We start from the raw sequence: 533 nt of genomic DNA, 5'->3' as shown, positions 1-533 counted from the left end.
TGAATAGTGTGTACACCTTACGGTCTTGTCTGGTTGAGTGATATCGGGTATTCGGGCATCATCAGGTGCCATAGGCGTGGAGCAACGTGACGTCATTATTGATGCCAGCGTGAGCTGGGGAGTGACATTATCTGCAATCTGTTCTATGAGGCGTTAAATGGATATCTTACTTGAAGATTTCACAGAAATGTGTTTTCCCGATTATTTCAGACTTGTCAGTAGCGTAGAAGTTATGGCTATGATCACAGAGCGTGCGATTCCCTATGATGAGGCATGCCATGATTTTGAAAAGATGCTTAATGACAATGCACGGAATGCAGAATTAGGCTGTTTCAGGATTGTAGATGCTAATAAAGGTAATTTTATCGGCCTCGCTAAACTGGTGCAGATTAGTGAAAAACCTCAGACCGCCGAGCTTGGTTACATGCTATTACCTGAATTCTGGGGGCGCGGTATCGCCAGCCGTGTCACCAGATTACTGATTGAGAAAGCCAGTAAAAATCATGAAATATCCACACTCATCGCCATTATCG

General features: G+C 44.1%; 1 protein-coding gene. It reads left to right on the top strand.

Annotated features, from left to right (window positions below; genetic code table 11):
* Positions 1-157: 157 nt before the first annotated feature.
* Positions 158-533 (top strand): GNAT family N-acetyltransferase (locus WH277_RS02475; protein WP_339504221.1); only part of this gene is annotated, 376 nt, incomplete at its 3' end.

Origin of the sequence: Erwinia sp. MYb416 (genome assembly GCF_037479575.1) — a bacterium.
GTDB lineage: Bacteria > Pseudomonadota > Gammaproteobacteria > Enterobacterales > Enterobacteriaceae > Erwinia > Erwinia rhapontici.
The sequence above is the reverse complement of the archived record's forward strand: the minus strand, read 5'-3'. Positions and strand labels throughout refer to the sequence as shown.